14 protein-coding genes are annotated in these 13,510 nt (G+C 71.7%); 3 read left to right on the top strand and 11 right to left on the bottom strand.

Going from position 1 to position 13,510, the window contains the following annotated elements; genetic code table 11:
• Positions 1–81: 81 nt before the first annotated feature.
• The 7 genes from ACSU53_RS19470 to clpS all read right to left on the bottom strand — a co-directional run bounded on the left by ACSU53_RS19470 (position 82) and on the right by clpS (position 5,147).
• A complete protein-coding gene (locus ACSU53_RS19470; protein WP_437029451.1) occupies positions 82–1,032 on the bottom strand; it encodes a PLP-dependent cysteine synthase family protein in 951 nt (316 codons plus the stop codon).
• A 6-nt stretch (positions 1,033–1,038) separates the two neighbouring features.
• Positions 1,039–1,347 (bottom strand): MoaD/ThiS family protein, encoded by a 309-nt coding sequence (locus tag ACSU53_RS19465; RefSeq protein WP_437029449.1) that lies wholly within the window; start codon positions 1,345–1,347, stop codon positions 1,039–1,041.
• Positions 1,348–1,472: 125 nt separating this feature from the next.
• Complete coding sequence (locus ACSU53_RS19460; protein ID WP_318653187.1) at positions 1,473–1,568, bottom strand: putative leader peptide; 96 nt, start codon at positions 1,566–1,568, stop codon at positions 1,473–1,475.
• A 130-nt stretch (positions 1,569–1,698) separates the two neighbouring features.
• Positions 1,699–2,121 carry a M67 family metallopeptidase gene (locus ACSU53_RS19455; protein ID WP_362098750.1) on the bottom strand — a complete coding sequence of 141 codons (423 nt, stop codon included), beginning with the start codon at positions 2,119–2,121 and terminating at the stop codon, positions 1,699–1,701.
• 154 nt (positions 2,122–2,275) lie between these two features.
• On the bottom strand, positions 2,276–3,817 hold the full coding sequence (locus ACSU53_RS19450) for an alanine/glycine:cation symporter family protein (protein ID WP_437029447.1): 1,542 nt from the start codon (positions 3,815–3,817) through the stop codon (positions 2,276–2,278).
• A gap of 357 nt (positions 3,818–4,174) precedes the next feature.
• Complete coding sequence (locus ACSU53_RS19445; RefSeq protein ID WP_437029445.1) at positions 4,175–4,777, bottom strand: DUF2017 domain-containing protein; 603 nt, start codon at positions 4,775–4,777, stop codon at positions 4,175–4,177.
• A 52-nt stretch (positions 4,778–4,829) separates the two neighbouring features.
• Positions 4,830–5,147 carry an ATP-dependent Clp protease adapter ClpS gene (clpS, locus tag ACSU53_RS19440; RefSeq protein WP_192231433.1) on the bottom strand — a complete coding sequence of 106 codons (318 nt, stop codon included), beginning with the start codon at positions 5,145–5,147 and terminating at the stop codon, positions 4,830–4,832.
• A 107-nt stretch (positions 5,148–5,254) separates the two neighbouring features.
• Here clpS and ACSU53_RS19435 point away from each other — a divergent pair, with 107 nt between their 5' ends.
• Together ACSU53_RS19435 and ACSU53_RS19430 are read left to right on the top strand one after the other, a co-directional pair.
• The gene (locus ACSU53_RS19435) at positions 5,255–6,652 is read left to right on the top strand and encodes a nicotinate phosphoribosyltransferase (protein ID WP_437029443.1); all 1,398 of its coding nucleotides are present in this window, start codon (positions 5,255–5,257) and stop codon (positions 6,650–6,652) included.
• 142 nt (positions 6,653–6,794) lie between these two features.
• The gene (locus ACSU53_RS19430) at positions 6,795–7,385 is read left to right on the top strand and encodes a nicotinamidase (protein ID WP_437029441.1); all 591 of its coding nucleotides are present in this window, start codon (positions 6,795–6,797) and stop codon (positions 7,383–7,385) included.
• A gap of 61 nt (positions 7,386–7,446) precedes the next feature.
• Here the strand turns inward: ACSU53_RS19430 and ACSU53_RS19425 are convergent, their stop codons facing one another.
• On the bottom strand, positions 7,447–7,791 hold the full coding sequence (locus ACSU53_RS19425; RefSeq protein WP_437029439.1) for a hypothetical protein: 345 nt from the start codon (positions 7,789–7,791) through the stop codon (positions 7,447–7,449).
• A gap of 121 nt (positions 7,792–7,912) precedes the next feature.
• Positions 7,913–10,273 (bottom strand): immune inhibitor A domain-containing protein, encoded by a 2,361-nt coding sequence (locus ACSU53_RS19420; RefSeq protein ID WP_437029437.1) that lies wholly within the window; start codon positions 10,271–10,273, stop codon positions 7,913–7,915.
• Positions 10,274–10,660: 387 nt separating this feature from the next.
• On the opposite strand from ACSU53_RS19420, the gene ACSU53_RS19415 reads away from it, so the two are divergent.
• Positions 10,661–10,951, top strand: coding sequence for a hypothetical protein (locus ACSU53_RS19415; RefSeq protein WP_437029435.1), 291 nt, complete (start codon positions 10,661–10,663; stop codon positions 10,949–10,951).
• A 13-nt stretch (positions 10,952–10,964) separates the two neighbouring features.
• Here the strand turns inward: ACSU53_RS19415 and ACSU53_RS19410 are convergent, their stop codons facing one another.
• Positions 10,965–11,744 (bottom strand): RDD family protein, encoded by a 780-nt coding sequence (locus ACSU53_RS19410; protein WP_437029433.1) that lies wholly within the window; start codon positions 11,742–11,744, stop codon positions 10,965–10,967.
• A gap of 117 nt (positions 11,745–11,861) precedes the next feature.
• On the bottom strand, positions 11,862–13,385 hold the full coding sequence (locus tag ACSU53_RS19405; RefSeq protein ID WP_437029431.1) for an RDD family protein: 1,524 nt from the start codon (positions 13,383–13,385) through the stop codon (positions 11,862–11,864).
• Positions 13,386–13,510 lie beyond the last annotated feature (125 nt).

The raw sequence follows: 13,510 nt of genomic DNA, 5'->3' as shown, positions 1-13,510 counted from the left end.
GCGCAGACGCCCCCGGGCAGCGGTGAAGGGGCCGGAGCGTTGCTCGGGCCCCTTCGGGAAGGCTGTGCGGACGGGCGGGGATCAGGCCCAGAGCTGCCCCTGCAGTGCCTCGATGGCCTGCTCGGTCGTCGGGGCGGTGTAGACGCCGGTCGAGAGGTACTTCCAGCCGCCGTCGGCGACCACGAAGACCACGTCGGCGCTCTCCCCCGCCTTCAGCGCCTTCCGGGCCACGCCGATCGCGGCGTGCAGGGCGGCGCCGGTGGAGACGCCCGCGAAGATGCCCTCCTGCTGGAGGAGCTCACGGGTGCGGGTGACCGCGTCGGCGGAGCCGACCGAGAAGCGCGTGGTCAGCACGGAGGCGTCGTACAGCTCGGGGACGAAGCCCTCGTCGAGGTTGCGCAGGCCGTAGACGAGGTCGTCGTAGCGCGGCTCGGCGGCGACGATCTTCACGTCGGGCTTGTGCTCGCGCAGGTAGCGGCCGACGCCCATCAGGGTGCCTGTGGTGCCGAGCCCGGCCACGAAGTGGGTGATCGACGGCAGGTCGGCGAGGATCTCCGGGCCGGTGCCGGCGTAGTGCGCGCCGGCGTTGTCGGGGTTGCCGTACTGGTAGAGCATCACCCAGTCCGGGTGCTCGGCGGCGAGCTCCTTGGCGACCCGGACGGCGGTGTTGGAGCCGCCCGCGGCCGGGGAGGAGACGATCTCCGCGCCCCACATGGCGAGCAGGTCCCGGCGCTCCTGCGAGGTGTTCTCGGGCATCACGCACACGATGCGGTAGCCCTTGAGCTTCGCGGCCATGGCCAGGGAGATGCCGGTGTTGCCGGAGGTGGGTTCGAGGATGGTGCGGCCCGGGGTGAGGCGGCCGTCCTTCTCCGCCTGCTCGATCATGAACAGGGCCGGACGGTCCTTGATGGAACCGGTGGGGTTGCGGTCCTCCAGCTTGGCCCAGATCCGCACGTCCTCGGACGGCGACAGCCGCGGCAGGCGCACCAGGGGGGTGTTGCCCACCGCGGCCAGCGGGGAGTCGTAGCGCATCGGCGATCAGGCCGTTCGCGCCGGTCGCCCGGCCGCGGCGGCCGAGCCCCCGGCGACGGCCGGAAGGATCGTCACGCTGTCGCCGTCGGTCAGCTTGGTGTTGATGCCGTCGAGGAAGCGGACGTCCTCGTCGTTGAGGTACACGTTGACGAAGCGGCGCAGCTGCTCGCCGTCCACGATGCGGTCCTGGATGCCGGTGTGCCGGGTCTCGAGGTCGGCGAAGAGCTCGGCGAGGGTGTTCCCGGAGCCGTCCACCGCCTTCTGACCGTCGGTGTACTGGCGGAGGATGGTCGGGATGCGGACCTCGATGGCCATGGCGGAGGGCTCCTGTCGGAAGGTGTCGTCTGGTCGGTGGGCGCGCGGCGGCGCGGGGTGCGTGGTGACGCGGGTGGTGCTCGGTGCGGACGCCGGGGCTCACGGGCCGTACGGCGGCAGGGTCGTCAACAGATGGCGCTGGCGAGCCTGCACAGGTCGACGTGCAGCCGCGCCACGAGCATGCTGCCCGGCGTCTTGTCGCTCACGTCAGGGAGAACCATGCGGTCATCGTATCGATTCCCGATCGGGGGATCCGAGTGTGATCTCACTCTGCGGACGGCTGCCGACCGGACAGCGAGACGATGCAGGTGGGCGGGGCCGCCCGGGCCCGCCGGGCGGGCCTCATGGCGGTCAGTACGCCTCGACGACCTTGACCTCCTCCTCCGTGACCTCGCCGTCCACGATGCGGAACGAACGGAACTGGAACTCGCCGAGGCCGTCGGTGTCGGCGGTGGAGACCAGCACGTAGTGGGCGCCGGGCTCGCTGGCCAGCTCGATGTCGGTGCGCGAGGGGTGCGCCTCGGTGGCGGTGTGCGAGTGGTAGATGACCACGGGTTCTTCGTCGTTGTCGTCCATCTCGCGGTAGAGCCGCAGCAGGTCCTTGGAGTCGAACTCGTAGAACGTGGGCGAGCGGGCGGCGTTCAGCATGGGGATGAAGCGTTCGGGGCGGCCGGAGCCCACCGGGCCCGCCACCACTCCGCACGCCTCGTCCGGGTGGTCCTTGCGGGCGTGGGCGACGATCTGGTCGTAGAGCGCCTGGGTGATGGTCAGCATGAGGCTCAGCATAAGCAGACGGGCCGTTCCGTACCGAAGGGTGGTACGGAACGGCCCGGATGCCGGACGCCGTGAGCGGCCGGCCGCGGGGAGCCCCACGAGTGCTCCCCGCGGCCAGGGCGTCCTGGAGGGGACGGTCGGCGGTGCCGGAGGGTCAGAGCGACTTCGTCGCGGGGACCTCGGGCTCCTCGGGCCGGGCGTCGGCGGCCTCGCCGCTCTTGCGCCGGCTGACGAACTCCAGGAAGGAGTTGAGCTCCCGCTTGACCACGGGGGCCAGGAGGTAGAGGCCCACGATGTTCACGACCGCGAGGAGGAAGAGGGCCGAGTCGGCGAGGCTGATCAGGGAGTCGAGGGAGAGCAGGGCGCCCGCCACGACGAAGACGCTCCAGACGCTCTTGAAGATCGTCTCGCTGGTCCTGCTGCGGCCGAAGAGGTACGTCCACGCCTTCAGGCCGTAGTAGCCCCAGGTGAGGATCGTGGAGAAGGCGAACAACAGCACCGCGACGGTCAGCAGGTGCGGGAACCAGGGCATGACGGTGGCGAAGGCGTCGGAGGTGATGGTGACGCCGCCGATGCCCGCGCCCCCGCGGGCCTCGCCCCAGCTGGCCGGGTTGGCGATGACGATGGTCAGCGCGGTCATGGTGCAGACGATGACCGTGTCGATGAACGGCTCCAGCAGGGCGACCAGGCCCTCGCTCGCGGGGTGCTTGGTCTTGACCGCGGAGTGGGCGATCGGCGCGGAGCCGATGCCGGCCTCGTTGGAGAAGGCGGCGCGCTGGAAGCCGACGATCAGGGCGCCGAGGATGCCGCCCGCGACACCCTGGGGGTTGAAGGCGCCGGTGAAGATGTCGCCGATCGCGTGCGGCACGGAGGTGATGTTGACCAGGATGACGGTCAGGCAGGCCAGCACGTACATGACGCCCATGGCGGGGACCAGGCGGCTGGTGACGGAGGCGATGGAGCGGATGCCGCCGAGGAGCACCAGGCCGACCAGGACGGCGACCAGCACACCGAAGAGGACCGCGCCGGAGGAGGAGGCCATGAAGCCGTCCTCGCCGCCGAAGGTGGAGGCGATCTGGGCGTAGCTCTGGTTGGTCTGGAAGAGGTTGCCGCCGAAGAGGCCGAAGAAGAGGATCAGGATCGCGGCGAGGACGGCGAGCACCTTGCCGAGCTTGGCGCCGCCGCGGCCGAAGCGCTCGGCGAGGCCCTTGGGCAGGTAGTGCATGGGACCGCCGGAGACGGTGCCGTCCGCGTGCACGTCGCGGTACTTCACACCGAGGGTGACCTCGACGAACTTGCTCGCCATGCCGAGCAGACCGCAGACGATCATCCAGAACGTGGCGCCGGCGCCGCCGACGGAGACGGCGACGGCCACACCGGCGATGTTGCCGAGGCCGACGGTGCCGGAGACGGCCGCGGTGAGGGCCTGGAAGTGGCTGACCTCGCCGGGCGCGTCGGGCTCGTCGTACTTGCCGCGCACGACGTCGAGGGCCAGCTTGAAGCGGCGGGCCTGGACAAGACCGAACCAGCACGTGAAGACGAGACCCGCGATGGCGAGCCAGGCGACGATGAGGGGGAGTTCGGCGCCGAACACCTTGACGGTGTAGAAGACGATGTCGCCGACGGCGGTCGCGACGGGGTCGAAGAAATCACTGACGGAGTCGTCGATGTTTTGAGTGATGGAGTCGAGTGACATCGAGCTTCCTCAAGAACGGGGACGTGCTGGCGTAGCGCAGCAGAACGGGTGCGACGTGCGAACGCCGTGGTCCGTACGGCGGCGGTGGGGGGACGGTCACCAACGCGGGACCGCTTGCTTCCTGCCGTGCTGGTCCTGCAAGCCGGCCGGAGCCGGCTTCCCTCGCCCGCGACGTGGGTGGGCCGCAAACAAGTTGCCGATTTTTACCACGCCGTTCACCCGCCTCCGAGTGACACGCATCACAGAACACCGCCCATGCGGAATAAATCCACAGGGCGGTGACGGGATCGTTATGCGGACTTGAGGTTCCTCTGAGCGAACGATTCGACGGGATCTATATGGATGTATGGGACATCTTTACGGCATGAGGGTCGCGACGAGCGTCTCCTGCAGACCCCCGAGCCAGAGGTAGGCCATCACCATCGGCTTGCGGGCGTCCTCGTCCGGCAGACCGAAGAGCACGTCGGTGTCGTCCTCGTCGCCGATGTCCAGCCGGGCGCCGATCGCCAGACGCAGGTCGTTGAGGGCGCCGAGCCACTGCCGGGACTCCTCCGGCGACAGCTTCAGCACCGCCCCGCCCTCCCCGCCGGAGCTGAGGGCGTCCAGGGTGCGGATCACCGCGAGGGCGTTCTCCCGCTTGCCGGCGCGCAGGTCGTTCTCGGTGTAGCGGCGGAACTCCGCGGAGTGGGCCCGCTGCTCCTCGGCCTCGCCGGGCGAGGGCGGGCCCTCGGGGTCGCTGTAGGCGTCGGGGAAGAGGCGGCGCAGCACCGGATCGGAGGGCGGTTCGCTCGGCCCTTCGGCGAAGAGTTCGGCGAGCGGGTCGCCGGCGGCGTCCTCGGCGGGTCCGGGGCCGATCAGCTCCATCAGCTGCACGGCCAGCGACCGGATGATGGAGATCTCTACGTCGTCGAGGGCGACGGCGGCACCGCCGCCGGGGAGCGGTTCGAAGTGTCCGGGCATGGAGGCGATCGCTACTTCCGGTCCTCGCAGGGGGCGGGTGGGGTCCGGAAGGTCACTTCCGGTCGTGCTGGAGGGTGGCCCACAGGCCGTAGCCGTGCATGGCCTGGACGTCGCGTTCCATCTCCTCGCGGGTGCCGCTGGAGACGACCGCCCGGCCCTTGTGGTGGACGTCGAGCATGAGCTTGGTGGCCTTGTCCTTGGAGTAGCCGAAGTACGTCTGGAAGACGTACGTCACGTAGCTCATGAGGTTGACCGGGTCGTTGTGCACGATGGTGACCCAGGGGACGTCGGGCTCCGGCACGGCGAAGGTCTCCTCCGCCGACTCGGTGCGTTCGATCTCCAGGGGTGCGGGTGACGTCACACAGCCCATGCTGCCACCGGAGGGGGGTGGACGCACAAACCGGCCCGCCAGAGCGGCAGTCGACACGCCTCCGACGGGAAATCGTCAAACTGACGAAATGGGGGTAGCATCGTCGTATGAACACAGCGGATCCAGGGCTGTCGACGGCTGCCGGACGCGATGCGTCCGAGCGCTCGGGCGGCGGCGGACGGCGACTGGGCGTCCCCTCGACGGCGCTCTTCACGGACCAGTACGAGCTGACCATGCTGCAGGCCGCGCTCAGCGCCGGCACCGCCGGACGGCGCAGCGTGTTCGAGGTCTTCACCCGGCGGCTGCCCGGCGGCCGGCGCTACGGCGTGGTGGCGGGCACCGGACGCGTGCTGGACGCGGTGGAGAACTTCCGCTTCGACCCGGAGATCCTGGGCTTCCTGCGGGACAAGGCGATCGTCGACGCCGACACCCTCGACTGGCTGGCGGACTACCGCTTCACCGGCGACATCTGGGGCTACCCCGAGGGCGAGGTGTACTTCCCGGGCTCCCCGCTGCTGCGGGTGGAGGGCAGCTTCGCGGAGTGCGTGCTGCTGGAGACGGTGATCCTCTCCATCCTCAACCACGACTCCGCCATCGCCGCCGCGGCCTCCCGGATGGCCTCGGCCGCCGGGGACCGCCCGCTGATCGAGATGGGCGCCCGGCGCACCCACGAACTCGCCGCGGTGGCCGCCTCCCGCGCCGCCTACATCGGCGGCTTCGCCTCCACCTCCGACCTGGCGGCCGGCTTCCGCTACGACATCCCGACGGTGGGCACCTCCGCGCACGCCTTCACCCTGCTGCACGACAGCGAGCGGGACGCCTTCCGCGCCCAGGTGGACTCCCTCGGCGAGGGCACCACGCTGCTGGTGGACACCTACGACGTGGCCGAGGCCGTCCGTACCGCCGTCGAGGTGGCCGGTCCCGGGCTGGGCGCGGTGCGCATCGACTCCGGCGACCTGCTGCTGGTGGCGCACCGGGTCCGCCAGCAGCTCGACGCGCTCGGCGCCACCGGCACGAAGATCACCGTGACCTCGGACCTGGACGAGTACGCCATCGCCTCGCTCGCCGCCGCCCCGGTGGACGCCTACGGCGTGGGCACCCAGCTGGTGACCGGCTCCGGGCACCCCACGGCCTCCATGGTCTACAAGCTGGTCGCCCGGGCCGAGTCGGACGACCCGGCGGCGCCGCTGGTGCCGGTGGCGAAGAAGTCCACCGGCGGCAAGACCTCCGTCGGCGGCCGCAAGTGGGCCGCGCGGCGCCTGGACGAGCACGGCGTCGCCGAGGCGGAGGTGGTCGGCACCGGGCCGGTGCCCGACGACCTGGCCGACCGGCAGCTGCTGGTACAGCTGGTCAAGGGCGGCGAGGTGCTCGTCCGCGAGCCGCTCGACGTGATCCGCGAACGGCACATCGCCGCCCGCGCGGGTCTGCCGCTGTCCGCCACCCAGCTCTCCCGGGGGGAGGCCGTCCTGCCGACGGAGTACCACCACGGACCCTCGGGTCACTGAACCTCATCGCTTCACCGGGCGCACCGGACCGGGGCACGGCAGACCGTGCCGCGCCCCTGTCCGCCCCGCCCGCCGTTCCCTAGGCTCGGTGGTTCACCGGCCGGGCCGCTTCAGCCGACTTCCCACCGGGAGGAAACCCACCATGCGCCGCGCCTTGATCGTCGTCGACGTGCAGAACGACTTCTGCGAGGGGGGCAGCCTCGGCGTGACCGGCGGGGCCGACGTGGCCGCCGCCATCACCGAGCTGATCGGGCAGGCCCCGGCCGGCTACCGGCACGTCGTGACCACCCGTGACCACCACATCGCCCCCGGGGGCCACTTCGCCGACAACCCGGACTTCGTCGACACCTGGCCCGCCCACTGCGTGGCCGGCACCGAGGGCGCGGGCTTCCACCCGAACTTCGCCCCCGCGGTGCTCTCCGGCGCGGTCGACGCCGTCTTCGACAAGGGCTCGTACTCGGCCGCCTACAGCGGCTTCGAGGGCACCGACCAGGACGGCACCTCGCTGGCGGACTGGCTGCGCGCCCGCGACATCGACGAGGTCGACATCGTGGGCATAGCCACCGACCACTGCGTGCGCGCCACCGCGCTGGACGCGGTGAGCGAGGGCTTCCGCGCCCAGGTGCTGCTCGACCTCACCGCCGGGGTGGCCCCGGAGACCACCGAGCGGGCCCTGGAAGACATGCGCGCCGCGGGCGTGGAGCTGACCGGCAAGCCGGTCGTCGGTCACTGACCTGGGCTTTCGCCCGGTCGGCCGGACGCGCCGGCCCCCGCGGGCCGCGTCGGCCGGCGCCTCAGGCGGGGGCCGCGGGGCGCCTCAGCAGGGCCCGGATCGGCTGCCACAGCTCCACGGCCAGCTCCGCTCCGGTCAGCACGCCCGGGCAGGGCGCGGTGCGCCATATCAGGCCGTCGGGATGGTGCAGCACGGCGGTGATCTCGTCGGGGGTCGGCGGGGCGGCGTTGCCCCGCAGGTACACCGCCCGCAGCCCCAGGTTGCGCAGCCTGGTCAGGGCGCGCGCCCGGTTGCCGGCGTGCACGAGGACGCGGACCGCGCCGGCGCCGTCGGCGGCCGGGCGGGGCAGGTTCAGCGCCACCACCACGGTGCCGTTCGGCAGCTTGCAGAAGCCTCCTGCGGCCATGTGATCAGACCCCCGTGTCCGTCGGTGTCAATAAGAAAGCCACGGACGCACCTAAACACGGATCGGCGGCGACCCGCCAGGGGGTCACCGCCGATCATGCTCTGACCTGCGAGAACGCGGATTACTTCACCGCGGGACGCACCTCGAGCTCGATCGTGGAGCCGTCGCGGGCCTCCTTGGTGATCTTGATCTTGGTGTTGGTGTCAGTGATCTGGACACTGCCGCCCGGGTTCGCGGGGTCGTAGTAGGTGTGCTTGCGGTCGTTGAACTCCGACACACCCTTCGACGACTTGATCTTCGTGCGGACGCCGTCCTTGTGGAGCGTGATGCCGTCCGTGCGGAAGGTGCTGAAGGTGGAGTCGTAGGTCTGGATCCGGTTGCGCATCAGCGTGCCGTCGGACCACTTCATGGCCTTCGGGTGCGCGTCGACGGGCAGGATCAGACCGGTGCCCGGGTGCTGGCTGGTGTTGTTGTCGGCCTGGGAGGTGTCCCACTTCCAGATCAGCAGACCGTTCTGGTACGGGAAGTGCTCCACCCAGTCCGGACGGCTGTTGGCGAAGCCGAAGTTGTACGGGCCGACCTTCAGGGTCTTGTCGTACGAGACGTACTGACGGTTCTCGGCGAGGTAGTACTGCGCGTAGTCCTTGGTGAAGGACGCGCCGATGCGGGAGAAGCCGGTGGCCTTCCACGCGTCGTCCGCGGTCTCGGCGTTGTCGGTGAAGACGGCCTCGCCGTCCGCGGTCACCGAGATGCGGTCGGCCGCGAAGCCCTTGAGGGCCACACCACCGTCGGTCTGGTAGCGGAAGCGCAGGTCGATCTTCTGGCCGGCGTAGGCGTCCAGCGGGAAGACCATGGGCTTGTAGCCGTCGACCGTGCCGTGCAGGGCCGGCTTGTCGCTGCCGTCGCGCGGGAGCGGCTGACCGTCCACCGTGCCGTCCAGGGCGGTCCAGTTGGCGCCGCCGTCGGTGGAGACCTCGGTGTAGAGGTAGTCGTAGTTGGCCTCGATCTCGTACCAGCCGTCGAGGGTCAGCTCCGCCGACTCCTTGCCGGTGAGGTCCACCGAACGGGTCAGGGTGTTCTTGAGGTTGTCACCGCTGCCGCTCCACCACTGGGTCTGCCCCTCGGCGGGGGTGACGACCTCGGTGGTCACGGCCTTCTTCGGCAGCTCGACGACCAGCGCCTGCTTGTGCTTGGTGTTGTACTCGGCCAGGCCCAGCTTGTGCCAGGAGTTGACACCCGCCTTGGCCCGGTCGTAGTTCAGCCAGCCCAGCTGCAGCTTGTCCCAGGCGGTCATGTCGCCGGGCAGGTCACCGATCTCCTTCTTGCCGGTGCCCAGCCAGGAACCGGAGGACATCAGGGTCCAGAAGCCGGTGGAGTTCTCGCCGCCCGCGGTGTCGTAGAGGTCCGGCAGGCCGAGGTCGTGGCCGTACTCGTGGGCGAAGACGCCGAGTCCGCCGTTCTCCGGCTGGATGGTGTAGTCGCCGACCCAGATGCCGGTGTCGCCGATGGCCGCGCCGCCCAGCTTGTTCTGCTCGGGGCCGGTGGCGCCGGCGTCGGTGCCGAAGGCGTACCAGCGGTGCGCCCAGATGGCGTCCGTGCCCTGGGCGCCGCCGCCCGCGGACTCGTCCTCGCCGGCGTGCACGATCTGGAAGTGGTCGATGTAGCCGTCGGGCTCGTTGAAGTCGCCGTCGCCGTCGAAGTCGTAGCGGTCCCACTGGTCGTACTCGGCGACGTCCGCCTTGATCTCGGCGTCGGTCTTGCCGGCCGCCTTCTGCTGGGCGACCCAGGCGTTCAGGCCGTCGCTGACGACGTTCCACACGCTCGGGCAGTTGCTCTGGCCGCAGGCGTTGTTGCCGTAACGGGCCTCGTTGTACGGGACCTTGACCCAGTCGGAGACCTGGCCCTCGACGGAGTAGCGGCCGGAGGACTGCTTCTCGAAGTACGTCTTGACCGACTCGGTGTTCTTGCCCTCGCCGAAGTACAGGTCCTCGAAGTGCTTCCGGTTGTAGTCCGCCTGCCAGGCGGTGGAGTTGTCCTTCTTGCGGTCCGGCTCGGCGATCTGGTTGTGCAGCGGGCCGGGCGTGCCGCCGTAGCGGCTGTCGATCTGGTCGCCGAACTCGACGAGGATCGTGAAGATCTTGTCGGTCTTCTCGCGGCCGAGCTCGACGTACTTGGTGTCGCCCTTCTTGCTCTTCAGGCCGACGACCTTGGAACCGTGACGGTTCTTCACGGTGTTCTTGCCGGAGATGACCTGCTTCAGCGCCTCCTCGCGCTGCGCGGCCTGGGTCTTGGAGAGCGGGCCCTCGAGGTCGTGCTCGACGTGGGTCAGCTCCGCCGGGTCCTTCCGGTCCACGGTGGCGGGCCGGTCGGCCCGTTCGGCCGTGTCGGCCTGGGCCAGGGTGAACGCAGAGCCGGTGGCGGTGGCCGCCGCGACGGCCACGCCTATCGCGGCCGCTCTGAACGTCCATGGTCTCGTGGTCACTTGAGAGATCCCCTCCCGCGTGCGTGTGCGCGGCAGGGGGGTTCCGGTAATGGATGCAGTCCGCGCACACGTGATCAACGCGTGTAATCAAGTGACGACATTTGACTAGAGGTTCCGCCGAAAAAACAGACCTTGACTTGAACAGATCAAAGGCGTTATGCGGAACGGGGGTTCGCATTGCGGACACACCGTCGCGAACCGCACGGCGCGTACTGCCGTCCACAGGGTGGACGTCATGACTCCGTGCGCCCCCTGTGCACCGGTCCTGTCGGTCAGGTCACGCTTACTGTCCGTTCCCCTCGGGCACCCTCGGCGTTAGAGTCGGATGGCGGATCGCCCATGAGCCGGCGGTTGCCAGGCCGACAGCCCCCGACCTCCGAGGACACGATGGCCATGCCCCGTCCGACTGTCGCTCAGCTCGCCTGCGGTTCGTGCACCGTGGTCCTGTCCACCCTCGCCATGCTGCTGCTGTCCGGGGCGAGTTCGGGCCCCGGCGTCGCGGCCGTCGCCGTCGCGGCCCTCGCCCTCGGCCTGCTGGCCGCGGTGAAGCTCCCGCTCGCCCGTCCCCGCCCGGTGCCGGTACGGCCCGCGGCCGGGCGCACCGCCCGCCCGGCCCCCGTACGGGCCACGGTCGGCGCACCGGTCCGCGAACCCGTACGGGAGCGGGCGGCCTCCTGACCCGGAGCCGGCGTCAACCGGTGCTGACCACCACGGTCTTGGCCGCCTTGTCGTGCAGGCCCTGCTTGTACGGCCGGTCGAAGAAGCTCCAGCCGCCGGCGATCACGGTCCACACACAGGCGCAGCAGAACGCGAACGGCAGCCACAGCACGGCCGCGCGGGTCAGCGAGGTCTGCGTCGAGGGGGTCGCCCCGTTGTCCAGGTTGGCCACCCGGAGCCCCAGCCACTTCTTGCCCAGGGTCTGCCCCAGACGGGCCGTCAGCAAGGTGTCGTAGGCGATGTACAGCACCGCGGCGACCAGGGACTGCCAGAAGGAGTTGCCCACATTGATCTGATCGGTGTCGACGTTGTACTCGCTCACCCCGAACGGCCAGGTGAGCAGCCAGACGACGATCCCGACCAGGATCATGTCGATGATGCGGGCCAGGGTGCGCCGGCCGCTGTCCGCGAGCGGCGGCATCCCGGCGAGCGGGTCGCCCGGCCCGCCGGCGCCACCGGGACCGTAGGGGCCGCCCCCTCCGCCGTAGGGGCCGCCGCCCCCTCCCCCTCCGTAGGAACCGCCGCCGCCCCCGTAGGGGCCGCCGCCCTGGCCGCCTGAGCCGCCGTACGGGTCACCGGGATACGGCGGGGGCTGCTGCTGCCCGGGGGGCGGATCGTAGGGGGAACCCTGCCCCGGACCGGGCCCCTGCCCGGGGGCTCCCGGGCCGCCGGGGCCGCCGGGCGGGGGGTGCTTGCGCAACGGGTCGTCGTCCGGGGGCTGCTGCTCCGGACCGGGAGGCGGTGTGCTGCTCATGGCCCGAGTCGACCCCGAACCCCACGGCTCCGCATCCGGCGCGCCGCCGTCCGGAGTACCGGGGAGGCGGCCCGCTCCCAGGGGCCTCCGGGAGGGATCCGGGAGGGATCCGGGAGGTCAGCCGGCCACGAACGTGTGGGCCGCCTTGTCGTGCCAGCACTGGCGCCACGGCTTGTCGAACAGGCACCACAGGACGCCGGCGATCCCCACGACGAGCAGTCCCGGGACGCTGTAGACGAGCCAGCGGCGCAGCGCGGCGCCGAACTCCGGGCTCTCGTGTCCCTCGATGTCACGGACGTCCAGCCCCATCAGCCTCTTGCCCAGCGTGCGGCCCCACTTGACGGTGGGCAGCACCTCCAGGAGCAGCCCGGCGAGCAGCAGGACGGCCAGCACGATGCCGAGGTGGACCGCGGTGGTGCCGTCGAGCAGCCACACCGTGACGGTGCGTCCGGACAGCTTGGCGGCCTCGATCTTGGCCTCGATGTGGTCCAGCGCCCGGCTGCCCAGCGGCACGGCGGCCACCGCGGTGACGGCGCCGAGGACGACGGTGTCCACCAGCCGGGCGGCGAACCGCTTGCCCAGCGGGGCGGGCCGGGCCTCGGCCTGCCGCCGGGCGGCGGCCTGGAACGGGTCGTCCGACGGCGGCTTCCACGGCACGACCGGCGGCTCGTCCCCGCCCGCGAGCCGGTGCACCTGCTGCGCCCACGACGACTGGCCGCCGCCCGCGCCGCCCGCCAGCGGCCCGGAGGCGGCGGGGGGCGGCGAGGCGGGTGTTGCGGCGGGCGCCGGAGCCGGTGCGGGGGCAGGTGCGGGCGCGGGGGCCGCCGCCGCGGGCGGCGCGGTCGGCGAGGCGGCGGCCGGGGCGGCGGCCTGCGGGGCCGCTGCCTGCGGAGGGACGGTGGGGGCCGCCGCCTGCTGCGGGCCGGACGGCGGAACGGCGGCGGCCGGATCGGGCCCGGCCGCCGGAGCCGCCGGGCTCGTAGCGCTCCCGCCGGCCGCGGCGGCCCGGGCGGCCGCCGCCTTGCCGGCGCCGAACCCGGGACGCCCGCCCCCGGCCGGGGCGGTGGCGGCCCGGAACGTCATGGTGCCCTCGTCCTGGCGGGTGCTCCCGGACGGTGCGGCGGGCCCCCCGGCGGGGGCCGGCGCCCCGGCCGGGCCGCCGGTCCCCGCGCCGCCGTCCGCCTCCGGGCCGGACGCGAGCGGTGCCCTGGGGTCGGCGCCCCAGGAGATCCGGCGGTCGGGTCCCGCGCCGAAGCCCGACTGACGGGAGCGGTCGGCGCCCCAGGCCGAGGCGGGCTCGGGACGGCTGCCGTGCTGCGCCTCGGCCGGGGACGGCGCGGGCGCCGGGGCGGCGGCGGGCGGTACGGGGCCCGGGGCCGCGGGCGGTGCGGAGTCCGGGGCGGCGGGCGGTTCGACCGGGTCCTCGTCGAAGAAGTGCGGGCCCGTCTCCTCCACGGCGGGCGGCGCGGTGACCGCACCGGGCGGCGGTGCGAGGCGCTCACCGGCCGCGGGCGCGGGACGGCTCGTGCCGGGCACCCAGGCGGCGCCGTTCCAGTACCGGACGTATCCAGGAATGGACGGGTCCGGGTAATACCCTTCGCGGGGCCTGTCGTCGCCCGGGGCCGGGGTTGGGGCGCTCATGTCCGTCGTCCCGTATCTGCTCGTTGGGTGGGATGGGGGGATACACATCTATCAGACCGCCCGGCACCCCACCGCCCGTCCTGCCGGACCCGCCCCTTTCGGGGACCGATGTGGTACGCACGCAA

This window comes from Streptomyces sp. enrichment culture, from assembly GCF_964273255.1.
Classification (GTDB): Bacteria; Actinomycetota; Actinomycetes; order Streptomycetales; family Streptomycetaceae; genus Streptomyces.
The sequence above is the reverse complement of the archived record's forward strand: the minus strand, read 5'-3'. Positions and strand labels throughout refer to the sequence as shown.

Bases quoted from the DNA above. Each gene is read 5' to 3' on its own strand.
- ACSU53_RS19470 (WP_437029451.1), bottom strand. From the start codon at position 1,032: ATGCGCTACGACTCCCCGCTGGCCGCGGTGGGCAACACCCCCCTGGTG.
- ACSU53_RS19465 (WP_437029449.1), bottom strand. From the start codon at position 1,347: ATGGCCATCGAGGTCCGCATCCCGACCATCCTCCGCCAGTACACCGAC.
- ACSU53_RS19460 (WP_318653187.1), bottom strand. From the start codon at position 1,568: ATGGTTCTCCCTGACGTGAGCGACAAGACGCCGGGCAGCATGCTCGTG.
- ACSU53_RS19455 (WP_362098750.1), bottom strand. From the start codon at position 2,121: ATGCTGACCATCACCCAGGCGCTCTACGACCAGATCGTCGCCCACGCC.
- ACSU53_RS19450 (WP_437029447.1), bottom strand. From the start codon at position 3,817: ATGTCACTCGACTCCATCACTCAAAACATCGACGACTCCGTCAGTGAT.
- ACSU53_RS19445 (WP_437029445.1), bottom strand. From the start codon at position 4,777: ATGCCCGGACACTTCGAACCGCTCCCCGGCGGCGGTGCCGCCGTCGCC.
- clpS (WP_192231433.1), bottom strand. From the start codon at position 5,147: ATGGGCTGTGTGACGTCACCCGCACCCCTGGAGATCGAACGCACCGAG.
- ACSU53_RS19435 (WP_437029443.1), top strand. From the start codon at position 5,255: ATGAACACAGCGGATCCAGGGCTGTCGACGGCTGCCGGACGCGATGCG.
- ACSU53_RS19430 (WP_437029441.1), top strand. From the start codon at position 6,795: ATGCGCCGCGCCTTGATCGTCGTCGACGTGCAGAACGACTTCTGCGAG.
- ACSU53_RS19425 (WP_437029439.1), bottom strand. From the start codon at position 7,791: ATGGCCGCAGGAGGCTTCTGCAAGCTGCCGAACGGCACCGTGGTGGTG.
- ACSU53_RS19415 (WP_437029435.1), top strand. From the start codon at position 10,661: ATGGCCATGCCCCGTCCGACTGTCGCTCAGCTCGCCTGCGGTTCGTGC.
- ACSU53_RS19410 (WP_437029433.1), bottom strand. From the start codon at position 11,744: ATGAGCAGCACACCGCCTCCCGGTCCGGAGCAGCAGCCCCCGGACGAC.
- ACSU53_RS19405 (WP_437029431.1), bottom strand. From the start codon at position 13,385: ATGAGCGCCCCAACCCCGGCCCCGGGCGACGACAGGCCCCGCGAAGGG.